Annotated in this window: 20 protein-coding genes; all 20 read left to right on the top strand. The window is 46.9% G+C overall.

Annotation, left to right across the window (positions count from 1 at the left end; all coding sequences use genetic code 11):
• The 20 genes from ACX5J7_RS00430 to tldD all read left to right on the top strand — a co-directional run bounded on the left by ACX5J7_RS00430 (position 1) and on the right by tldD (position 23782).
• Entirely contained in the window at positions 1-903 is a 903-nt protein-coding gene (locus ACX5J7_RS00430; RefSeq protein ID WP_012516770.1) for an ExeA family protein, read from the top strand.
• Positions 900-2156 (top strand): tetratricopeptide repeat protein, encoded by a 1257-nt coding sequence (locus ACX5J7_RS00425; protein WP_498705706.1) that lies wholly within the window; start codon positions 900-902, stop codon positions 2154-2156. The genes ACX5J7_RS00430 and ACX5J7_RS00425 overlap by 4 nt, the downstream gene beginning before the upstream one ends.
• On the top strand, positions 2156-3868 hold the full coding sequence (locus tag ACX5J7_RS00420; RefSeq protein ID WP_015065978.1) for a GspE/PulE family protein: 1713 nt from the start codon (positions 2156-2158) through the stop codon (positions 3866-3868). Before ACX5J7_RS00425 ends, ACX5J7_RS00420 begins: the two co-directional genes overlap by 1 nt.
• Positions 3868-5103 carry a type II secretion system F family protein gene (locus ACX5J7_RS00415; protein WP_015065979.1) on the top strand — a complete coding sequence of 412 codons (1236 nt, stop codon included), beginning with the start codon at positions 3868-3870 and terminating at the stop codon, positions 5101-5103. The genes ACX5J7_RS00420 and ACX5J7_RS00415 overlap by 1 nt, the downstream gene beginning before the upstream one ends.
• Before the next feature lie 28 nt (positions 5104-5131).
• Positions 5132-5626, top strand: coding sequence for a hypothetical protein (locus ACX5J7_RS00410; RefSeq protein WP_015065980.1), 495 nt, complete (start codon positions 5132-5134; stop codon positions 5624-5626).
• Between the two features lie 45 nt (positions 5627-5671).
• The gene (locus ACX5J7_RS00405; RefSeq protein WP_012516775.1) at positions 5672-6259 is read left to right on the top strand and encodes a prepilin-type N-terminal cleavage/methylation domain-containing protein; all 588 of its coding nucleotides are present in this window, start codon (positions 5672-5674) and stop codon (positions 6257-6259) included.
• Positions 6260-6281: 22 nt separating this feature from the next.
• Positions 6282-6794, top strand: a complete 513-nt coding sequence (locus tag ACX5J7_RS00400; protein WP_015065981.1) for a prepilin-type N-terminal cleavage/methylation domain-containing protein — start codon at positions 6282-6284, stop codon at positions 6792-6794.
• Position 6795: 1 nt separating this feature from the next.
• Entirely contained in the window at positions 6796-7257 is a 462-nt protein-coding gene (locus ACX5J7_RS00395; RefSeq protein WP_498705701.1) for a type II secretion system protein, read from the top strand.
• A complete protein-coding gene (locus ACX5J7_RS00390; RefSeq protein ID WP_474115272.1) occupies positions 7247-7753 on the top strand; it encodes a prepilin-type N-terminal cleavage/methylation domain-containing protein in 507 nt (168 codons plus the stop codon). The genes ACX5J7_RS00395 and ACX5J7_RS00390 overlap by 11 nt, the downstream gene beginning before the upstream one ends.
• Positions 7753-8496 carry a prepilin-type N-terminal cleavage/methylation domain-containing protein gene (locus ACX5J7_RS00385; protein ID WP_157315405.1) on the top strand — a complete coding sequence of 248 codons (744 nt, stop codon included), beginning with the start codon at positions 7753-7755 and terminating at the stop codon, positions 8494-8496. Before ACX5J7_RS00390 ends, ACX5J7_RS00385 begins: the two co-directional genes overlap by 1 nt.
• Positions 8486-8974, top strand: coding sequence for a pilus assembly PilX family protein (locus ACX5J7_RS00380; RefSeq protein ID WP_333971018.1), 489 nt, complete (start codon positions 8486-8488; stop codon positions 8972-8974). Before ACX5J7_RS00385 ends, ACX5J7_RS00380 begins: the two co-directional genes overlap by 11 nt.
• Positions 8974-12699, top strand: coding sequence for a DUF6701 domain-containing protein (locus ACX5J7_RS00375; RefSeq protein ID WP_474115271.1), 3726 nt, complete (start codon positions 8974-8976; stop codon positions 12697-12699). The genes ACX5J7_RS00380 and ACX5J7_RS00375 overlap by 1 nt, the downstream gene beginning before the upstream one ends.
• 284 nt (positions 12700-12983) lie before the next feature.
• A complete protein-coding gene (locus ACX5J7_RS00370) occupies positions 12984-14027 on the top strand; it encodes a rod shape-determining protein (RefSeq protein ID WP_498705696.1) in 1044 nt (347 codons plus the stop codon).
• 37 nt (positions 14028-14064) lie between these two features.
• Entirely contained in the window at positions 14065-14955 is an 891-nt protein-coding gene (gene mreC, locus ACX5J7_RS00365) for a rod shape-determining protein MreC (protein WP_015065987.1), read from the top strand.
• Positions 14948-15424 (top strand): rod shape-determining protein MreD, encoded by a 477-nt coding sequence (gene mreD, locus ACX5J7_RS00360; RefSeq protein WP_012516784.1) that lies wholly within the window; start codon positions 14948-14950, stop codon positions 15422-15424. Before mreC ends, mreD begins: the two co-directional genes overlap by 8 nt.
• Before the next feature lie 36 nt (positions 15425-15460).
• Positions 15461-16051, top strand: coding sequence for a Maf family protein (locus ACX5J7_RS00355; RefSeq protein WP_015065988.1), 591 nt, complete (start codon positions 15461-15463; stop codon positions 16049-16051).
• On the top strand, positions 16048-17514 hold the full coding sequence (gene rng / locus ACX5J7_RS00350) for a ribonuclease G (protein ID WP_012516786.1): 1467 nt from the start codon (positions 16048-16050) through the stop codon (positions 17512-17514). The genes ACX5J7_RS00355 and rng overlap by 4 nt, the downstream gene beginning before the upstream one ends.
• 26 nt (positions 17515-17540) lie before the next feature.
• Positions 17541-21536 carry a YhdP family protein gene (locus ACX5J7_RS00345; RefSeq protein ID WP_498705693.1) on the top strand — a complete coding sequence of 1332 codons (3996 nt, stop codon included), beginning with the start codon at positions 17541-17543 and terminating at the stop codon, positions 21534-21536.
• Positions 21529-22347 (top strand): carbon-nitrogen hydrolase family protein, encoded by an 819-nt coding sequence (locus ACX5J7_RS00340; RefSeq protein WP_474116167.1) that lies wholly within the window; start codon positions 21529-21531, stop codon positions 22345-22347. The genes ACX5J7_RS00345 and ACX5J7_RS00340 overlap by 8 nt, the downstream gene beginning before the upstream one ends.
• A complete protein-coding gene (tldD, locus tag ACX5J7_RS00335; protein ID WP_012516789.1) occupies positions 22340-23782 on the top strand; it encodes a metalloprotease TldD in 1443 nt (480 codons plus the stop codon). Before ACX5J7_RS00340 ends, tldD begins: the two co-directional genes overlap by 8 nt.
• Positions 23783-23806: the final 24 nt, after the last annotated feature.

The following is a 23806-nucleotide window of genomic DNA, read 5'->3' as shown; positions in this document are numbered from 1 at the left end:
ATGTACCAGGGCTTTTTTCACTTTACCGAGATGCCGTTTTCGCTTACCCCGAATACGGACTTCTTCTGTGCGCTAGCGCCGCACAATGAAGCATTGAAAGTCATTTTGTCGGCGTTGAGTATGTCTGAAGGCTTTATCAAAGTAACCGGTGAAGTTGGTACGGGTAAAACCCTACTGTGCCGTAAGTTAATCAACCACCTTTCTGACAAATTTGTGGCTTGCTATTTACCCAACCCTTACCTATCACCAGATGAGCTTCGCTTAGCGTTTGCAAAAGAGCTCGGTATTGATGTCGATACTACAGGCGATATTCGGGGCTTGCACAGCGCCATAGAGGCCAAGCTTTTAACCCTTAAAAAAGAGGGCCGACAGGCGGTGCTGATCATTGATGAAGCACAGTCGCTAAGTTGGGACGCCCTAGAAATGCTTCGGCTGTTTAGTAATCTCGAAACGGAAAAAAGCAAGCTGCTTCAAATTGTTTTATTTGGTCAACCTGAACTTGACGATAACTTAAATAACCCAAAAGTGAGGCAAATTCGCCAGCGTATTAGTTTTTCATATAGGTTACGCACCATGACTTCTGCTGAGGTTGATTATTACATTGGCCATAGGTTGACCACGGCAGGGGGGAGCGAACACTTAATCTCCAAAGGCTTGCGTGCCTTTGTTGCTTTGGCTACTAAAGGTACGCCAAGATTGGTTAATATTGTGTCTCACAAAATCCTTCTTCGCGCTTATGGTCAGGGTAAAGCTTCAGCGAACTGGGCGCATACGGTTAGCGCCGTATTAGATACCGACGATTGCAAGCGCCGTCTTGTACCGAGGCAAAGCATTATTATTTTGTCGCTTGGCGTAGTCGCCGCGCTGGGTATGCTTCACGTATACGGGGCGGCTAGCCTATGAGTATCTTAAATGACACGTTAAAGTCATTGGACAAGCGCAATCAAAGCGAAGACTTTGGTTTACCTCCTACGGTTCACCTCGCACAACGACCTCTTTGGCCGAAAATTTTCATCGGCATCGCAATTATTGCCTTATTAGGCTGGTTTGTATTAAGCGCTGTGCTTAGTAACCGTGATGACGGTACTACTGTCAGCAGTACAGAGGCAGATAAATCAGCCGCTCAAGCGCCGGATTCAACGCTAACAAAAACCGAGCGTGTGCCGGGGCTCACCCAAACCGGTAAATCGGCAGGATCCGACGAACAAGCGGAAGGCCAAACCGGCACTACAGGCCTTGAAGCCAATGATGAATTTGAGGGGATGCGGTCAAGCCCCTTATCAGAAAACGATATGGCCCTTCAAAACTCGCCTACCGATGTGGCGGCGCTCGTCACTAATAGCGTTGATGAGACGCGAGAAGACGATGAAGCGCAGTACCGAGTGGGCGCTTCAGATAGTAGGAAAGATACAGCAATCGAAACAATACCAGTTAAAGCAACGCCAGCCGAATCTGCACCAGACGAGGCAGCACCGGCCGAGACAGGCGCGGCAGAAACAATGTTAACTGAAACAAAGTCAGCTGAAATAATATCGCGACCGCCTGTGGTAGAAGTGGCGCCTAAAACCCCTCAGCAGCAAAGTGCAGTGCACTTAGAGGCTGGCTTAAAGGCTTATAACTTTGGCATGTATGGTGAAGCGCAGAAAAGCTTCACCCTGGCACTTTCTACCCACCCTGAAAATGACGAAGCCCGTAAACAGCTGGCGGCACTTTACTTTGGGCAGAACAATAGCCTACAAGCGCTGCAAGTTCTGTCTGAGGGAGTGATGCTTTCGCCTCAGAGCTTAATGTGGCGGGAATTGATGGCGAAAATTTTGATGCAAGAAAGCCGTTTTGAAGAAGTGCTAAACCTTATGCCAGACAGCTTAGACGCCAAAGCGTTAGCTGAAGGACGCGCCGATTACTTAATTATAAAGGGCACGTCAGCCCAGACCATTAACAAACCAGCACAAGCGGTGTCGGCATTCAGTGCCATGACATCGCTACAGCCCAATAACGCGAAATGGTGGCTGGCGTTAGGGGTTAATTACGATGCGTTAGCAGACGAGCGGCTAGCAATATCGTCTTATTCCAGAGCGCTTGCCATAGGCGGTCTTTCTTCTGCGTCAGCGAAATATGCTAGCTCGCGTCTCACCGAATTACAGGAGCAACCTTAATGCAACCTCGATTAAAGATGCGCCTTGGCGATTTATTAGTCCATGAAAATATTGTTACCAGCGAACAGCTTGATAGCGCATTATCGGCTCAGCGTTCATCAGGCCGGAAACTCGGTGATACCCTTATCGACTTGGGGTTCATTAGCGAACCTCAACTGCTTCGTTTTCTTGCACAACAGCTCAACATTCCATTTTTAGATATTACACAACGCCGTATCGACCCTGAACAAGCGCAGCTTATTCCTGAAGCCTATGCAAGGCGCTACCGCGCGCTGGTGCTCGAGGCTGATGATGAGGAAGTATTGCTAGGAATGAGCGACCCTACCGATTTAGGAGGCCTTGACCAGCTGGGACCTTTAGTTGCACCTCGCCATATTGAGCTGGCAATTGTGCAGGAAAATCAAATGCTCGAGGCTTTTGATTCAGTATACCGCCGTACCCAGGATATAGCGTCATTTGCAGAAAAGTTAGGTGAAGAGTACGCCGATGAAGCCGACTTTGAACTCTCTGCCTTAGACGATACCACTTCAGATGCCACCGTAGTAAAGCTACTTCATTCTATTTTTGAGGATGCGGTTCAGGTGCGAGCATCAGATATTCATATAGAGCCAGATGAAAAAATTCTTCGTATTCGCCAACGTGTTGATGGGGTGTTACAGGAAAATACATTAAACCAAGTAAAGATTGCTTCGGCACTAGTACTTAGATTAAAGCTGATGTCGGGCTTAGATATCTCTGAAAAGCGCATACCGCAAGACGGCCGCTTCAATATCAAGGTAAAAGGCCACGTCCTCGATGTGCGTGTATCCACCATGCCGGTGGCAAATGGTGAAGCTGTAGTGATGCGTTTGCTAGACCAGTCTGCGGGCCTGTTAACGTTAGACCAAACGGGAATGCCCGATGTTATGGCGGAAAAGTTTCGCGCCGCTATCAACCGCCCTCACGGCATGATATTGGTAACCGGGCCAACAGGGTCAGGTAAAACGACAACCTTGTACGGCGCACTAAGCGAGCTTAACAAACCTGATTTGAAAATTATTACCGCTGAAGACCCCATTGAATACCGCTTACCTCGCATTAATCAAGTTCAGGTGAACAGCAAAATCGGCTTAGACTTCGCGGCTATTTTGCGTACCACACTTCGTCAAGACCCCGACATTATCATGGTGGGGGAAATGCGTGACCAAGAAACCGTTGAAATTGGATTAAGAGGCGCGTTAACGGGCCACTTAGTATTGAGTACGCTTCACACCAATGACTCTGTAACCAGTGCTATTCGTCTTATTGATATGGGAGCGGCGCCCTATCTTGTGGCTACGTCGTTACGTGGTGTGTTAGCACAGCGACTTGTGCGTAGAGTGTGTGAGAACTGCAAGCAAGAAAAATTGCCTTCTGCGCAAGAACAAGCCTGGGTTGGCTTTTTAAAACCTGAACTTACAAACGCTAGTTTTTACAAGGGGCGAGGCTGTAACAGCTGTAATCATACCGGTTACAAAGGACGTATTGGTGTCTTTGAGTTCTTAGAAATGAATGAAGATATGATGGAAGCGCTGCGCGACGACAATACGCAGGGTTTTGTTGATGCAACAAAGGCAAACAAAGACTTTGTTCCGCTGTCTCATATGGCGCTAGATTATGCGGCAGAAGGCAAAACTTCTTTAGACGAAGTTTTCAAAGTGGCTGAGTTTGTACCAGAGGTGGTGAACCACTAATGCCTCAGTTTAGTTACGCGGGTAAGTCGGCACAGGGCGGGCCTTTAAAAGGCATAATTGAAGCTGCGTCAGCGCAAGCCGCGGCGCAAGCCTTACTGTCGCAAAACATCGTACCCATCTCGATTGAAGAAACAAAAAAAGTATCGGGTACGAACAACAGTAGTGGATTTGATATTGGGAGCTTGTTGGAGCAAAAGGTAGGGTTAGATGAAATGATCATCTTTTCTCGCCAAATGTATTCGTTGCTGAAAGCGGGTATTCCTATCATTCGGGCTATAAAAGGGCTAAGTGAAAATGCCTCTCACAAACGCTTCCAAGAAATTCTTAAAGATATTGCCGACCAGCTAGAGCAAGGACGAAGCTTATCTTCGGCTATGGTTAAGTACGAAAAAGTGTTTACACGCTTAACCATCTCAGTGGTGGTTGTGGGCGAGAACACGGGTAAATTAGACGATGTATTTTTGCAGCTGGCACTGTATTTCGAACGCGAGCAAGAAACCCGAAAGCGCATAAAGTCTGCTTTGCGTTATCCCACCTTCGTGTTAATCGCACTTGCCATCGCTATGTTTATTTTAAACCTGTTTGTGGTGCCTGTATTTACGCAAATGTTTGAGCGCTTTGACACCGAGCTTCCCATAATGACCCGCGTATTAATCGGAACCTCAAACTTTTTCGTTAACTATTGGTGGCTAATTTTAATCGTATTAATCGCAACAATTATCTCTGCTAAACAATACGTTAACTCGACTAATGGACGACTCAAATGGGACAAATTTAAACTAAAGTTGCCTGTTGTAGGCAGCATTATTGAGCGATCATTATTAGCTAGATATAGCCGAAGTTTTTCAATGATCTTGCGTGCAGGTGTGCCTTTAACCGCTGGGCTGTCATTAACCGCCGATGCCGTTGATAACGCTCACATGCAGATGCGGATTAAAGCAATGCGTCAAGGCATAGAAAAAGGCGATAGTTTGTTACGCGTTTCGAAAAATAGCGAACTGTTTTCTACACTTGTATTACAGATGATTGCAGTGGGCGAGGAAACGGGGCGTTTAGAGCAGCTTTTAGAAGAAAGCGCCGATTATTATGAACGCGAGGTCGACTTCGACCTGAAAAGTTTAACGGCCAAGATAGAGCCCATATTGATAGGGTTTGTTGCGGTAATGGTGTTGATACTGGCGCTTGGCATATTTACACCTATGTGGAACATGATGTCGGCGGTAAAAGGCGGCTAAGTGTGCGCGATTATTACTGGGGAATAAAGTGGCTGGCGCCAAAACAGGGTTATTGAACTTTATTGTGATTGGCATGCTGCTGACTGTTGTTTCTGCATCGGTTGTATATCACGCGACCCCCGTTATTGAAGAAGCTGAAAAAGTTAACAAAGAAAACGCCGTTGCCCAGTTTCAACGCGTGATTATGTTGGCAAGGGCGCAGTGGATAAAGACCAAACAACAAACGGTGTTGATCTACGAAACTGAGTTTGATGCTAGCGGCAATATAAGACAGCACAAAGACGTTGCGGCCGAGTTGTTCGTTAACCGAAAAGGATGGCCTGAAGGCCTTAAAGAAGGTCAGGGAAAGGCCTGTGAATATTTATACACGTTGGCAACGTTAAGAGAGGCCGATGTGTCATCCGAAATATCGGTTAGCGATAGATACGCGAATGGATATTTGCAATGTGTATTTCGCATTCAAGACAAAATTTGGTTTGAGTATAACGCTGGTAGCGGCGTTGTGAGGGAAGTAAACAGGTAACTAAGCGTTGGAACAATACGCTTATTTTGTAACTTAGGAGATGGTATGAACACCAAACAGCAAGGCTTTACGCTTATTGAGCTTATCATTGTTGTCATTATTTTAGGCTTGCTTGCGGCAACTGCTTTACCGCGCTTTATCGACGTTACTGATGAAGCCCGTGAAGCCAGTGTAGAAGGTGTTGCGGGTGGCTTCGCTGCTGCCGTTGGCCTTGTAAGAGCACAATGGGAAGTAGAAGGTCGACCAAGCGGCAATAACGGGAATGGTAACGGTACGGTTGTCACCTATGACCAAACTCAAGTTGGAGTTGATGGCACCATTGGATACCCAACAGGTAGCCCAACAGGCAACACGCTTATTTCGACAGTGAATGCGACTGAATGTAAAAACGTGTTTGACCTTATTCTTCAGTCATCACCAACCAATACTACGTCAACTAATGACGCGGTGGTCGCAGATTTCAGATATGCAGTGCGCGAAGACGATTCGGGAACAAATGCGCTTTGCGTTTACTATCTTGTCGAGTCTATGGGCTTACCCAATACTTCTGCCCCCGCAGACGGTACGCCCGACGGCACCAGCTTCGATGGTTTCACTTACAACCCTGCCACTGGCCAGGTTACTGTTTTTTAATTAATACTCAGGAAGTCTAATTATGCAAAAAGTTTCAACACAAAAGGGTTTTACCCTAATCGAGTTAATCATCGTTATTGTCCTGCTGGGTATCCTTGCGGTAACCGCGGCACCTAAGTTTTTAAACCTTCAAGATGATGCACGTGATTCTGTATTACAGGGTATCGCTGGGTCTTTGGAGTCTGCTTCATCTGTCATCTATGGGAAAGCGCTTATTGAAGATCAAGCGGGGGCGACTGGTTTTGTCGATCTGAATGGAAACGGCGCAAACGATGCTTCAACAGATGTGACAACTGTTAATGGGTATCCAGATGGTGATAATGCTGCGAATTTCACAAAGCTACTAGACTTACCCGATGAATACTTAGTCTCAACTAATGGCACCGACACTGCATTTATTTACTACACAGGGTATGGTGACTATTCGGTTGTTGCAAACGCTCCTGATACAGCGGGCGATAAATGTTCGGTACAATATGTCAATGCAGGCGCGGGCGAGCGCCCTACAATTACTGTAAACACGTGTGTAGAGTAATGTGAAGAAAAGCGGTTTTACATTAGTAGAACTCATCATAACCATCTTGGTTATTGGGGTGCTGGCGGTAACCGCCGCACCTCGCTTTCTTGGTAGTGACACCGAAGAGGCCATTGCCCTTCGCGACCGAACCCTTCAACTTGTACGCAATATGCAGCTTCGCGCCATGCAAAACGTACAAGACAGCAGCTGCGTGAAAATAACAAGTACAGTTATTGCTCCCCCCGCTGGGCACGACTGTGCAAATGCCCTATCTACCGCCTTCGATAGTGATCAAGTTGTCAACGCATCCAGCACCGATTTTACGTTTCAAACGGCGGATGAAAACGGCGATAGCTTTTCTCAAATCCAGTTTGACGGCTTTGGCCGCCCACGAAATATTGCCTGCGCCACCACCTGCAAAATTCAAATAAGCACCTTTGCGATGTGCCTTCAAAATGAAGGGGCAATTTATGCGTGCTAAGTTACCTAAGTCACAAACCGGTTTTACCTTGCTAGAACTGGTGATTGGTATTGTTGTATTTACCATTAGCCTAACTATTGTGCTGTCGCTTATTGTTCCGCAGGCAGAACAAACCGCAGAGCCATTTCGCCAAGTAAAAGCAGCTAAGTTAGGTCAGTCTTTAATGAACGATATTTTAAGCCGCTCTTATGATGAAAACAGCGACCGAAGCCCGCCTTTTGAAACCTGTAATGCCAAAGGAAATTGCTCAACAACACTTGGCCCAGAAGAGGCGAGTGAAGACGAGTTTGATGATGTAGACGACTACAATGGTTACGCCGTCAGCAATGTGGGCGGTAACTACAACAATTTTGGTTTTACGGTAACAGTCGACTACGACAGTGACTTAGACGACAGTACGCCAACCGATGGACAATTATTCAAGCGCATTGATATCGCGGTGACTGCACCCGACGGCCAAGTTTATGATTTCAGCGCTTATCGAGGGAGCTATTAATGTCTCCACGAAAAGCTCTGCGTCAAGGCGGTTTTACGCTAATAGAACTTATTTTAGTGATCACAATTTTAGGCGTGATCAGCGTATCTGTAGCACAAGTGATCTCTTTAAGTGCGCAAATCTATATAACGGGCGCAGAGCGTACTCGCCTTGTTTCAGATGCGCGGTTTATTATACTGCGCCTAGAAAAAGAGTTGCGTAATGTGGTGCCAAACTCAGTGTCATTTGACGCCAGTTTAGAGTGTCTTTCCTATTACCCCATCAAAGAAAGCGGCACCTATGTGGGCGATGCGTTTAATAACCCTATGCATGTTGTGGTATTTAACAGTCAATTGAGCGAAGACGACACCTTGGTTATATACCCGACCAACCCACAAAGTGTAAACGACAATGGGCGTAATATCGACGCTATTGCAGATGCCGCTTCAGACCCTACTAGCGACAACCAGTATGACCTAACGCTAAGTGCGGCCAATACCCAATCATCCCCGGGTAAACGCTTTTTCGTCCCTGAAGCGCAAGTGACGGTATGTAGAACATCATCGGCACAAGGTGAGCGATTAATAAGAACGCAAGATGGCGTATCAGGAATTATCGGAGCAAACGTGATTTCATGGAGCGCGAACGTTATTACAGCGGGCTTACGTCAAAACGGCTTAATTGAGCTTCAAATGACGCTACAAAGCAGCGATGAAGAGCAAATATCGGTTGTACACGAGGTTCACTTTCCCAATGTGCCATAGCAAGGAACACAGTGTAATAAAGCCAAGTAGCGGGCCTCGCTTAGTAGGGATGCCAAGCTCACTTGCCCGCCAGCGCGGGGCTACAACCATAGTGGCTATCATTATCAGTATTGTACTTTTAGGTCTTGGCATTGCGCTGTCTAACCAAATTTCATCCAATATTCGGCAACAGTCCATCGAGTACTATGGGGCTCGCGCTTACTTAGCGGCGCAAAGCGGGATGGAAGTGGCAATTTCTAGGCTAATTAATGGTAATAATCCAGCGTGTTCGGCCATTACTCAGCCAGTAACTATCAGTGCAGCAAACGTGCAGAATTGTGCGATTACGCTATCTTGTGAGGTGGAAACCGAAGTGCAAGAGCCTGAAGTCGCCGCCGGTGAAATTAGAGTTTATGCATTGGCATCACAAGCGCAGTGCAGTATAGGGCAGCTTGAAACATCGAAGCGCGTTCTTGTTGAAGTGAGGCAGGAAGAATAATGACATACCGTAAATCTCTTGTTCGAGCCCTATTTATTGGAGTGCTCTCTGTATTAGCGCTGCCCGCGCTAGCCGTTCCCCAAATTGAAGGCCGATTTATTGAGCTTCAAAATACCTACAATAAAGCCGAGTGGACAACCATAAGCTTTTCGCAAGTATACGATGAGCCGCCCGCGGTATTTATGCTTTCAACAAATCAAGGTTCGAACCCTGCCATCGTTAAAATTCGCAACGTTACCAGAACCGGTTTTGAAGCCCTGCCGCTTGAGCCCTCTGGTGAAGACGGCCCTCATATCACCATGGGGGGGCATTATTTAGCAATTGCCTATGGCATTCACGAGTTTCCTGATGGCGATATTGTTGAAGTAGGCAAAATGGAATTAGATGCCGATACTATCCAAGCTTCAACCAACTCCCCGTGGTATGCACCATCCGGGCCCTTACTGCCAGGAACGGAAGATACTCGATATGCAGAAGTGCCGCTGCAAACAGATTTTGGTGAGCAACCGGTTTTCTTTCACTCTATTCAAACCGTTAATAATCAAGTTGATGTGAATGGAAAGAAGCCGCCCAATGAACATTTACTGCCATTTCTAACCATTGCAGCTAAATATGAAGCGCCGTCATATTATATCGCCTTTGAAGCATCGGAAACAGATTATGAGCCCGTAACGCGCACCGAAACGGTTGCCTATATGGCCACCACTGAAGGGTTTGACCGCAGGTTCTTCGATGACAACGGTGTAGAGGTGGTTTGGGAGGCCGACTTTGCAGATGTGCGTATTCAGGGCTGGAGCGACGGCTGTTTCCAAAACAACTTTAAAAACAAATATGATCAAACGCCATTAGTTGCTGCAAGTAAAATTAGCCGCAATGGGGCAGATGGCGGTTGGCTACGCAGTTGTAAAGTGAATAAAAATAGATTGGGCCTTCGTGTAGATGAAGACAGAAGCCTAGATTCTGAACGAAATCACACGGAAGAAGACGCCAGTATTCTGGCGATGACGTCAGAGTTTGTATTTAGTGGTGAAGTGCCAAGCTGCGATGTGGCGTTCCCGGGAGCAGTGGCTGCATTTGGCGGTGCGCCTATAAACCTTCCGGCCAATAGCCGCATTATTGATGAAAACAGCGGCGTGCTTAGTGCAACACAATTAATACCTGGAGGTACACCGGGCACAGCGGATTACCCTAAATGTGGAGAGCCAGGTGTCGACTGTACCGTAAATAACACAGACTCACTCACCGAGTCACAATCTAGAGCCATACCGACCATCACGATTGACGATAGCGGCCCAGAAATAGCTGCGGGTAATTTGGCCGGCGATTACTACTTTAATCGGCAGAATGTGCTGATGGCCGCGGGAAATTATAACGTTGTCGCACCCACACGAATTTACGTTTCCGACCCGGGCACTAATCCAGCAGGCCAGCCAACACGTTTCGTTATGGCTAATGCTAATGTCACCGTTGCCGATGGTGCTTATTTAGCGATTTATGTGGACGGTGACGTGGTTATTGATGGCTCAAACCCCAGAGCGTTAGTGATTGCTAAAGGAACGGTGACATTTGCTAATGTTGGTGATGAAACCCTCATTGGTCGTTTCAATGCGGGAGGGGGCATTGAATCTGTTTCTTCAGCAACGGCAAGTGTCCCTGCACCTTTAAGGGTAACTGCAAACAGTGTACCGAATAATATACCGGGTATATGCGGACGCGAGGTTATTGAAGTACTAAATCACTATCGCTACGAACTAGCGGATAACAAAGGCAGTAGTTGTGCGGCGAAAGAGATCACGCTTAAAGCCTGTGCAGATGTAAATTGCGACCTCATTTACTCTCAGCCGTCTACGGTTAGTCTATCTCCTCAAAATAGCAATAATTTTGAGTGGAGCGGAAGCGATGTCGTCTCGTTTACAGGGCAAATTTCGTTAGCATTAGACAGCTTGAAAGGGAACGATACAAAACTCGCAACGTTAGGTGAAACGCCATCGTCCCAACTACGCTGTTTCATTGGCGGAAAAGATGTCGGTATCGAAGGCTGCAAAATTAATTTTGAAGACGACGGTTTAGTATTTAAAAACCTCACAGACAACAACACCACTATTGTAACCCAGCTATCGGGCAAACCATCAGATCAAGGCTTTAATAGTAAGACCTATGCTGTCGAGGCCTGCGGTAATTCAGAATTTTTAAAAAACAAAATCGTCGATGTCGACCTGAACTATAGCTGTTCAAGCTCTAGCAACTGCTCGAACAAGCTAGCGTTGTCTAATAATAACAATACGTACGAGCTTGGACTAACGCCAGAAACCGTTGCGCTTCAGTTCGATGGGAACTCTCGCGCTGAGTTTTCAGTGCAGTATCCAGACGCGGGTGAACTATCGTTATCAGGTACCATCACTGACAGAACCGGGATTTCTGGGTCGTCTAATATTTTCAAAGTGCGCCCCTTTGGTTTTGCGATGGACATTCTTGATGACAGCGGAACAAGCACAAACCTCAACGGGTATGCTAACAGTGCCAATGGCACCTTGCTTACACGTACCGGCGAAGACTTTGTGGTTGGGCTGCGCACAGTACAGTGGGTTGACGGTGAAGACAGCAACAACGATGGTGTTCCCGACAACTTTGACGACTTAGCAAATAACAATACCGCAGAGCATTTCACAGGCACGGTAACCTTAGCGCCGCAGCAACGCCTGCCTGCGGGCGGCACAACGGGCGCGTTAAGCACATCAAGCGTGCTATTTGATGATGAAGGGAAGGTGAATGTTAGCCTTAATTACGACGAAGTTGGCACCATTTCGATTAACGCACAAAGCACCTATCTCACAGACACAACCGTATTAGGCCAAGTTAACAACGTGGGGCGTTTTGCGCCTTCTAATTTTGCGCTTTCAGGCTCAGTAGATGCGGCGTGCACGGCTAGTGGTGCTTTCACCTATTTTGACCAGCCACTCGCTGATGTGAGTTTTTCGCTTACTGCGCTTAACCATAACGGCAGTCGCACGGTGAATTATTATGATGGCTTCGACAAACTGACGAATTTAAGTTTGCAGGTGGAGCATTTAGGCAGTCTATTGAACCGGTTAGCAAACACCAGTGCTATCACATGGCCGCAAAACGCGAGCGCTGGGCAAATTAGCTATGCAGATTCAGATATTGCGTTTAGCCGGCTGAGCGGCGCAACACTAGACGGCGCTTATTTAGATGCCAACATCGTTTTAGTCGCCCAGAGCAGTCAACTCGACGGTGCCAATTTTAACGGGTTAACGTGCTCAGGTACCTGCGTGGCTGATATTGGCGGAGCGGTAAGTTTCGCCTACGGCAGAGCAACGCTTATCAACAATTATGGCGGTGCTGATGAAGCATTGTTGCTACCTATGCGTACCCAATATTGGGATGGGAATAACTGGCGTATAAACAGCTATGACAGCTGCACAGGCTTTGAACACGATAACATCAATGATAACTCAGGTGAGCTGGTATCGTCAGAAGACGGCAACCTTAGTGAGGGGGCCTATGAGGTGGGTACGGGAATGCGCGTGTCATCACCTAATGGGGCAGGGAATTACCCGGTAACTTATACGCCAGATGCATGGCTATTGTGGGACTGGGACGGTGACGGGCAGGCTGATAACCCACCAAGTGCTACGTTAACCTACGGTGTGTATAGAGGTAACGACAATATCATTTATAAACGCGAGCAAATTAACAATGAATAAGCGCGCTAAACCTCTATGTGTTTTGAACCTTCTGTTTTCTATGCGGTCACTATGTGGGTCTAACGTAGTAACCAATGGATAAACGCGTATGCGGTATCGCTTTATAGGGTAAGTACTAACTTCGCTCTTCAATAAAGTAGTTATTTTGGCTCTAAGTTGCAGCATTACTTGCCCAAAATTGCCCCCATTGTTAAAGTGTGCGAATAAATATCGACTTCACGTTAAAGCGTCGCCATCTCACCTTTGCAAATACGCGTTAACACAGAAACAGGAATACACTCTTCATGTTTAAAAAGCTTCGAGGCATGTTCTCTAATGATCTGTCCATCGACCTCGGAACAGCTAACACGCTGATTTATGTAAAAGACCAAGGTATTGTTCTAAACGAACCTTCAGTAGTGGCTATTCGGCAAGAGCGCGCAGCGGGCCCTAAAAGCGTTGCAGCTGTGGGTGCGGAAGCTAAGCGTATGCTTGGTCGTACACCGGGTAATATCCGTGCTATTCGCCCCATGAAAGACGGTGTTATTGCCGACTTTTATGTTACCGAAAAAATGCTCCAGCACTTTATCAAGCAAGTTCACGATAATAACTTCTTACGTCCAAGCCCTCGCGTTTTGGTCTGTGTTCCTTGTGGTTCAACCCAAGTCGAACGTCGCGCGATTAAAGAGTCTGCACTAGGTGCAGGCGCGCGAGAAGTCTTCCTTATCGACGAGCCTATGGCTGCGGCAATCGGTGCGGGCTTACCAGTGTCTGAAGCGCAAGGCTCTATGGTTGTTGATATCGGTGGTGGTACTACCGAAGTTGCTATCATCTCACTAAACGGCGTGGTGTACTCATCTTCGGTTCGTATTGGTGGTGATAAATTTGATGAAGCTATCATCAACTATATTCGCCGTAACTTTGGTTCACTGATTGGTGAAGCAACCGCCGAGCGTATTAAGCATGAAATTGGTGCTGCTTACCCAGGTGAACAAGTTCGCGAAATTGAAGTGCGCGGTCGTAACCTTGCAGAAGGTGTACCACGTGGCTTTACGCTAAATTCCAATGAAATTCTTGAAGCCCTGCAAGAGCCGCTTACCGGTATTGTTTCGGCCGTTATGGTGGCACTGGAACAGTCTCCACCTGAACTTGCCTCTGATATCTCAGAGCGCGGTATGGTGCTTACTGGCGGTGGCGCATTACTTAAAGACTTAGACCGACTACTCATGGAAGAAACGGGCATTCCAGTGGTTATCGCTGATGATCCGTTAACCTGTGTAGCACGCGGCGGTGGTAAGGCATTCGACATGATTGACCTTCACGGTGGCGACCTGTTTAGCTACGAATAAACAGGAAAGGCAACCGTAAGGTTGCCTTATTTGTATCATGGATACTATTTTTACTCGCGGTCCTTCCTTAAATATCAGACTTACGCTGGCCCTTGTGTTGTCAGTAACGCTGATATTTGTCGATCACAAAATGGACGGGTTCAAATCTACGCGAGTGTATCTAAACTCTTTAATGAGCCCCCTTCAGTATATCGCTAACCTCCCCGGACTTATGCTAAGTGAAAGCGCCCAGCGTCTTACTTCACAAGAGCAACTATTGGCCGAAAATCAAAAGCTCAACAATCAGCTTTTGCTAATGAGCGAAAAGCTTCAGCAATTCGACGTGATTGAAAAAGAAAACGCACAGCTTAGAGAGTTACTGCAAGCGCCAGTACGTGAGTCATCCAGAAAGATGGTTGCCGAATTAATGGCCGTTGACAAGAACCCCTACAGTCAGCAGGTGGTGATCAACAAAGGCGCGATAGACGGGGTTTATCCGTCTCAACCGGTTATTGACGACAAAGGGATTGTAGGTCAGGTAATGGAAGTGGGGTCAACAAACAGCCGTGTATTACTGCTTGCTGACGTTACTCACGCTATCCCGGTCCGTTCTCTTCGCAACGACATTCGTTTTATCGCCACGGGAAGTGGCGCCTTAAACGAATTATATCTTGAGCACGTTCCGCACAGCGTTGACATTCAAGAAGGCGATACGCTTATTTCTTCTGGGTTAGGAAAGGTTTTTCCCGAAGGTTACCCGGTGGCTACCGTTACCCAAGTGGTACGCGATGAAAGCCGCCCCTTTGCCCGTGTAATAGCCACGCCTTTGGCGAACTTAGACAGGCTTCGTCACCTGCTATTGCTATGGAAAAAAACTAACCCTGAGCGCGATGTAAAAGATGAGGCCAAGGGCGAGATGGTAAACGAGGAAGAATCGACCGATGCGTAAACGTAACCTCGTGATCTGGATTAGCCTATTAGTGGCACTGGTTCTACAAATTGTGCCCCTACCTACACAAGTTGACCTTTACCGGCCTGACTGGGTATTAGTGGTGCTGGCCTATTGGAGTATGGCGTTACCGCATCGAGTGAACGTGGGGATCGCCTTTTTAACGGGTGTCGCCATGGATGTTTTGGTAGGCACTACCTTAGGCATCCACAGTTTTGCGCTTAGCATTTGCGTTTATATACTGGCTGCTAATTACCAACGGCTGCGTAATTATTCCGTATGGCAGCAAGCTATTATCATCGGCCTTCTATCATCGTTATATCACCTGATGACATTTTGGGTTCAGCACCTTCTGACCGATATTTATTTTCAAGTGGACTATTTATGGCCGGTGTTAACTTCTATGGTGCTATGGCCTTGGGTGTTTTGGTTACTTAGACGTACACGTAGACAGTTTTCTATTTCGTAATTCGAACGCCTTTTTGTTAATTCCAAGGGTAAGACAATGACAAAATCGGTAGTGTTAGCGTCGGCATCACCAAGACGCACCGCGTTGCTCAAGCAAATGAACATAGCTCATACTATACAACCCGCCGATATTGACGAATCGCCGCGCCTGAACGAAACGCCACTGTCGCTGGTCTCACGGCTTGCTGCTGAAAAAGGCCAGGCGGTGAAAGCGAAGTTGGCGTCAAAGCAAACGTTGACTGACGATACGGTCATTTTAGCCAGCGATACCCTTATTGCTTTTAACGGTCAAAGCGTAGGTAAGCCAGAAAACAAAGCCGACGCTAAACGCATTCTCACGATGCTTTCTGGTAACACTCACGAAGTGCTAACAGCTATCAGTGTTTTGAATAACACTCGTCAGCAAACCCAAGTCATTACAACGTCTGTAACTTTTGCAGCATTGACGGATGAGCAAATTACCGCATACTGGGAAACCGGAGAACCTGCCGATAAAGCAGGAAGTTACGCTATTCAAGGTATTGGCGGTGAATTTGTGGTCTCAATTAATGGCAGTGCAAGCGCCGTAATCGGTTTGCCTCTTTACGAAACCCGTCAATTACTCAACGAATTTGGAGTTGTGTCGTGAGTGCTGAACTGCTTATTAACGTTACCCCGTCAGAGTCGCGAGTAGCGCTTATTGAAAACGGAATACTGCAAGAAATACACGTTGAACGTCATACAAAACGCGGTCTTGTGGGTAATATTTATCGCGGTAAAGTAAGCCGGGTACTGCCTGGTATGCAGGCTGCGTTCGTTGATATTGGCCTTGAAAAAGCAGCATTTTTGCATGCCTCAGATATTGTTATTCACAATGAAATTGCTGAAGAAGTCTCGGCAAGCCATATTCAAAAGCAAGACATCCGCGAGTTGGTGCGAGATGGCCAAGACATCGTCGTTCAAGTGGTAAAAGACCCTATCGGCACCAAGGGCGCGCGTTTAACCACAGATATCACCATACCCAGTCGTTACCTCGTATTTATGCCGTCGGTCACTCACGTTGGCGTATCGCAGCGCATTGAAGAAGAAGTGGAACGAGAGCGTTTAAAGTCGCTGGTACAAGAGTTTTGCGATGAAAACGGAGGCTTTATCCTACGTACTGCTGCAGAAGGTGTGGGTAAAAATGAACTCCAGTCTGACGCGGCGTTTTTACGCAGGTTGTGGGACAAAATACAGTCTCGTATGAAAAAGCGTAAGTCGAACGTGCTTTATGAAGATTTACCGCTTGCGCGACGGGTGTTGCGAGACTTTGTTGGTACTGAGCTAGACAGAATTCGCATTGATTCGAAATTATCATTTAATGAGCTTCACCAGTTCACCAAAGAGTACGTGCCAGAGATGAATGGCAAACTAGAGTACTACACCGGTGATCGACCTATCTTCGACTTGTACGATGTTGAAAACGAAGCGCAACGGGCATTAGAGCGTCGCGTTGATTTAAAATCTGGCGGCTACTTGATTATCGATCAGACCGAAGCCATGACCACGATAGATATCAATACGGGGGCCTTTGTTGGGCACCGTAATTTAGAAGAAACGATTTTTAATACCAATACTGAAGCGACGCAAGCCATTGCGCGTCAGCTAAGATTACGCAACTTAGGCGGCATGATCCTTATCGACTTTATCGATATGATTGAACCAGACCATAAACGACGTGTCTTACATTCATTAGAGGTGGCGACGAACAAGGATAGAGCCAAAATTAATATTCACGGTTTCACTGCGTTGGGGCTTATTGAAATGACCCGCAAGCGCACCCGTGAAAGCATAGAGCATATACTGTGCGGCGAATGTCCGGTGTGTAAAGGCCGGGGCACAGTTAAAACCATTGAAACCATTTGCTTTGAAATAATGCGTGAAATCGTTCGCGTGAACCGCGCATACGATGCGGATAAGTTTGTGGTTTACGCCTCACCAAAAGTGGCAGAAGCCCTAATGGGTGAGGAGTCTCATATGCTGGCAGAACTAGAAGTATTTGTATCTAAACAAATTAAGGTACAAACAGAAACATTGTACAACCAGGATAAGTACGACGTCGTCATGATGTAATGCATTAACGTATACAAAGGCAAAATGTGACAAATTTTTCGTCGGTAGCCGCTTATCTACTTAAGAAGTTTTGGCTGCTACTTGCCGTATTGCTTGTACTTTTCGCGCTAGTATTAAGCGCTGCACGCTATGCTCTGCCGCATATTGAGCACAACAAACATTTGTTGGAAGACTATATAAATGAGCAGTATGGCGTAAACCTATCAATAAAAAGCGTGCATGCGGTTTGGCAGCGCAGCGGCCCTAGCATTGTGCTAAATTCGGTATCGCTTGCCAAAGATGAAGCTTCACCTGTTGCCTTAGACATTCGACAAATTTACGTTGAATTAGATTTCTGGCAATCACTGCGCGATCAGCTTATTTCTTCTACCCGTTTTGAATTGCGGGGCCTTCGCCTAGATATCGATGCCGATCGCCTTTCCGGCGGTGGCAAAAATAACTTCCCTGTGGTTAACGCGTTAGAGCGCTTGTTCTTAGAGCAATTACAAAGCTTTTCGTTAGAAGATGGGGCGGTGTCAATTACACATCTTAACGAGACCAATTCTTTCGACATTGAAAGCTTATCCTGGAATAACCGTAAACAGCGACATCAAGGTTTAGGCCGGCTTAAAGTTGCTGATTTAGCGGCAAACTCAGCCTCTTTCATTATTGATATTAACGGCACCCGTGAAGACTTTGACGGCGTCTTTTATGCCAAAGCTGAAGAACTCGACATTTCGCCTTGGGTTAGCGACCTGATAAAGACCAAGCGTCCACTGGCTCAAAGTCGTGCTAATTTTGAGGTGTGGGCAAATTTTGCCAACAATGAAATTACCAGCGTGCAGGCCGAGCTTAATGACAGCTTGCTAGAGTGGGGCGATGGGCGTGCAAAAACGATAACCGGCATCAGTAGCGGTAGCTTACAAGCACTGCCTAATAAGAAGAGCAAGCGTGGCGGTTGGAACGTTAGGGTAGATCAGCTTGTACTGAACTCAGGTAACGAGACAATGACGACCGACCTTATTGGTAGTATCAGCGCAAATGGCGACGCGCTCATCAATACGGTTAAGCCTGTTCAGATCAATCCCTTTTTATTGCTATTGCCACTTTTCATGGATGACACCGGTGAAGACGAAATACGTGGGCTGAACCCCAAGGGAGAGCTCGCCACATTGCAACTTCAATGGCGCAGTGGTACCCCCTCTCTCGCGGCCAAAATAGTTGATTTGCAGTGGGATAAAACAAATAAAGTACCGGGGTTATCTTCTCTCGATGTTGACCTATTCTGGTATAAGAATAACGGGGCTATTTACTTACAAAGCACTGATAGCGTATTAAGCGCGAGTGGGGTTATCAAAAAAGACCTCAAGATTAACGCGCTAACCTCGCAATTTTATATTTATCCCGAAACGGCAGAAGAGCCCAACAAGCAGTGGGTCGTCAAAGGGGACAATATGCTCGTCGATAGTGATGCCGTTACCCTTAAGCCGCAGTTTAAACTTAATACAGCGACGGGATTTATGTCGCTTTATATAGATATAAGCCCGATAGCGTTAAATACAGTGAGCGACCTTTTCCCTGCTGGCGTTATGGGGGCAAACACAGATAAATACCTAACCCGGGCGTTTACTGGTAAAGGCGACATCGAAAATGCTCGCGTGCTGTGGCATGGACGTACCCGAGATTTTCCGTTTGAAGACAACTCAGGAATTTTCCAAGCCTATGTGGATATCAAAGATGGCGATTTTCTTTTCGCACCAGATTGGCCTGCACTGAACGATTTAGACCTTTCGCTATATTTCGTAAACAATGCACTGGTAATGGAAAGTCCTAGCGCCACCTTAGCGGATATGAAAATAAGCAATATGTCGGCTGCCATTCCAAGCTTTAAGCCAGGTGCTCGTTTAGCGATTTATGCGACAGGCGAGGGAACGGGAGACGCATTAACCGACTTAATGATGAACTCCTCGTTGCAAAAGTCCTTAGGTAATGTGCTTAACAATGAAGTGCAAATTAGTGGCCCACTCTCGGCAGATATTAAGCTAGATATTCCATTTAAAGGCAAGGACGTGGTAGCATCGGGTACTGCGCATTTGTCGAATAACCCCGTCTATATCGCTAGCACCAAAATGCTTTTCGACAACGCATCAGGCGATGTGACCTTTACCAACGGGAATATCGACGCCAATGCGCTACAAGCACGGTTTCTCAAGCAGCCTGTAGCGCTCTCCTTAAGTGGAAGGCAAGGGGACACTTACGACCTTCATGTTGAATTAGGGGGCCGCTGGCACGTGCACCCCCTTGCAAACTACGTGAATACAGACCTCACTGATTATATTGATGGGGAAAGTGACTGGAAAACCGTTGTTGATCTTACGCTGTCTAATAGCAGTTTTTCCTACACCGCCAATTTGAAAGCTGACCTAACGGCAACACAAAGTGTGTTACCTGCTCCATTTGATACGCCTGCAGGCACCAGCCTCCCTTTATCTATTGTCAGTGAAGGTAACGGTAAAGCGTCAAACATCGAAGCGAGACTAGGAGAGCGCATTCGTTTTGACGGTGTTCTGCCGCATAAAGAAATGCAATTCTCCCGCGCACATTTAGCGTTAGGCGAGAGCGACATTGCCAACATAGGGACTGGGTTTAGCATTAGCGCAAATTTAGCTGAAGCCGATGTACAAGAGTGGTTTAGCACGATTAATATGCTGCTTTCTGGCAAAGGTAAAGCGGATAAGCAAAAATCGAACGCTGAACTTACGAGGGTTAATACTGCGCAAAAAGATGAGAAACAGGTTAATTTGTTTGGCACCCCATCACGCATTTTCGCCAAAGCTGAAAAACTCAATTTTGCGGGCCACAGTATTAAAGATGCTGAGCTTAATGCCACAGAGCGCGATAGAGATTGGATTTTAAATTTAACCTCGCCACAGGCGCGCGCTACCGTTCGTATTAACAGCGATTTAGAACAACAAGGTATCGAGATAAATGCCGATTATTTATCGCTAGAAAAACCGGGTGAAAACATTGCCACCTCAACGACCGCAGATACCTCACAGATTCCGCCGGTTGTTACCAACAATCAGGCCGCTTCAGACGATGAATCGCCGTATGATATTGACCCCAACACGTTGCCGCCTATTTATTTTTACTGCCAAAGCTGCGGTGTACACGGTATAGATTTTGGGGAGATTACGCTAGATATTGCGAAGGAAGATAACGGGTTAGCCATTCGCCAGCTTTTAGTGAGGTCGGATGATACTAACATTACCGCAAGCGGTTACTGGAAGCATGTTGGTCGGGATATACAAAGTGCGATAAAAGGCTCGCTAACGTCGCCGGATGTAGGCCAAATGCTTAAAGAGTATGGTGTAGAGTCTGGCATAAAAGACTCGAGCGCAGAGGTTAAGTTTGATATTAGCTGGCCTAACGCGCCAATGGATTTCGGGTTTGAAGCGTTAAACGGTGACGTAGAATGGTCGCTGTCAGATGGTTATTTGACCGAGCTTAGTGATCAGGGCTCACGTATCTTTACACTCTTTAGCCTTAACTCGCTGGTCAGAAAGTTAAGCCTCGATTTTAGAGATGTCTTTGCTAAAGGCTTCTTTTACGATGATATGGGCGGAACCCTTAAGGTTGTAAACGGGAAAGCCTATACCGATGATACTGAAATTGACGGTGGGGCCGGTGAAATTGAAATAACGGGCTTTACCGACCTCAATACCGGCGGCCTAAATTATAACGTGTCATTTGCGCCAAACGTGACGGGTAATCTGCCCTTTTTAGTTTATTTCTTGGCAACGCCACCTACAGCACTGGCAGCCCTTGCTATTGATCAGGTATTAACGTCGGCGAAAGTCATCTCAAATGTGAACTATCGCGTGACAGGCACCATAAAAGATCCTAAGTTCGATGAGGTTGAACGCAATAGCAAAGACATCAGTTTGCCTGCACAAAATGCGCCTGCACCTGCCAATCCCCAAGACAGGCCATTAACGGAAGATGATGTACGCAGGCTTAAAATGGAGGTGATCGATGGTTAACTTAGTTGCACTACAAATGACATCCACGCCACATGTGGAAGAAAACCTGAATATTGTCGAAAAAGAAATGGCAACAGCGCGTATCGAGAGAGATAGCCTGGTCGTGTTACCGGAGTGCTTTGCGTGTTTTGGCGGCAAAGACAAAGGTCAATTAGCGGTAGCTGAAGTAAAAGGCGATGGGATAATACAGCAACGTTTATCGGCGCTTGCTAAGCAGCATCAATGTTACATTGTGTCAGGGACGTTTCCGGTAAAAACACAAAACCCTGATAAATTTTCTGCTGCTTGTATGTTATTTGGTCCGAATGGCGAGCTTTTGGCTGATTACCGTAAAATTCATATGTTCGACGTATCGGTAAACGACAATACAGGCAGCTATAAAGAATCTGCTACCACAGAAGCAGGTAATGAGGTAGTCACTGTTCGAACGCCAATTGGCAACATTGGGCTTGCGGTGTGCTATGATGTACGCTTTCCAGGGTTGTTTTCTGCAATGGGCGATATTGATATTTTGGTACTGCCCGCGGCTTTTACCCAACGCACCGGCGAGGCTCATTGGCACGCTTTACTTAAAGCCAGAGCCATTGAAAAGCAGTGCTATGTGGTAGCCCCCAACCAGAGCGGCGTACACCAAAATGGCCGCGAAACTTACGGACACAGTATTATCTTGTCGCCGTGGGGCGATACGCTTGGGGAACGCAAAACCGAAACAGGGTTTGTGTCGGCTAGCGTAGATATTGCAGAAAGAGAAACCATTAAACAGAATATGCCGGTTGCCGAACATAACCGATTCAGGAGTCATTTTGTCTAAATCTGTTGAGCGTCATTTATTATCTGACTCAGGCCTAGATATTACTAAGCTAGAGCGCGCGCTAGCGACCATTCACCGCCACGATACCGACTATGCCGATTTGTATTTTCAGTCGAGCCAGCACGAAAGTTGGGTGCTAGAAGACGGCATTATCAAAGAAGGTAGCTACAACATTGAGCGCGGTGTAGGCGTTCGCGCCATTAGCGGCGAAAAAACGGGGTTCGCTTATTCTGATGAAATAAGCGAAGAAGCGTTAACTAAAGCGTGCAAAGCAGCCCGAGGTATCGCACCAAGCGGTGGTACGCAGCAGGTTGCAGCGCTGGGCCATAAGCCCGTTGAGGCCCGTTACAGCGAAAATAACCCCATTCTTGCTATGCAAGATGCGGAAAAGATTGGCTTACTAAAAGCGGTAGACGCTTACATTCGCAAGCAAGAGCCTTCTGCCAATCAGGTAGTGGTAAGCTTAAGCGGTGTATATGAAGAGATTTTAGTTGCTGGTAGTGATGGCACGTTAGCGACCGATATTCGCCCTCTGGTGCGCTTAAACTGCTCAGTATTGTTAGAGCAAGGTGATAGACGCGAGCGCGGTTCAGCCGGCGCTGGCGGCCGTTATGCCTATTCGTTCTTTAAACAGGACGAAAATGGTAAACCTTACTTTGAACAACTAGCCGATGACGCGCTTCACATGGCGCGTGTTAACATGCAGTCTGTGGCATCGCCTGCAGGCGCTATGCCTGTGGTATTAGGAAACGGTTGGCCTGGTGTATTGCTACACGAAGCCGTCGGGCACGGCCTTGAAGGTGACTTCAACCGTAAAGGTGCGTCAACGTTTAGTGGGCGTATTGGCGAGCGAGTAGCAGCCAAAGGCGTAACTGTGGTAGATGATGGTACATTAAACGACCGTCGTGGCTCGTTATCAGTAGATGATGAAGGTACGCCAACGGCTCATAACGTGCTAATTGAAGACGGTATTCTTAAAGGCTACATGCAAGATAAGCACAATGCGAAACTAATGGGTGTTGCACCCACCGGTAACGGTCGTCGTGAATCTTACGCCCACTTGCCTATGCCCCGTATGACGAATACCTACATGCTGGAAGGCCAACATGATCCGCAGGAAATTATTGCCTCTATCGACAAAGGGATTTACGCGCCGAACTTTGCTGGCGGGCAGGTGGATATTACTTCGGGCAAATTTGTATTCTCTAGCGCTGAAGCTTACCTTATTGAAAACGGTAAAATTACCGCGCCAGTGAAAGGGGCCACCTTAATTGGTAACGGCCCAGAGGTTATGCAAAAAATCTCAATGATCGGCAACGACACAGCCTTAGATAAGGGCGTTGGTGTGTGCGGTAAAGACGGTCAAAGCGTACCTGTAGGCGTTGGCCAGCCCACGCTTAAAATTGACGAGTTGACCGTGGGCGGCACAGCCTAAGATTTCTTTCCCGGCGAACTCAAT

Source organism: Alteromonas infernus (assembly GCF_902705815.1).
The sequence above is the reverse complement of the archived record's forward strand: the minus strand, read 5'-3'. Positions and strand labels throughout refer to the sequence as shown.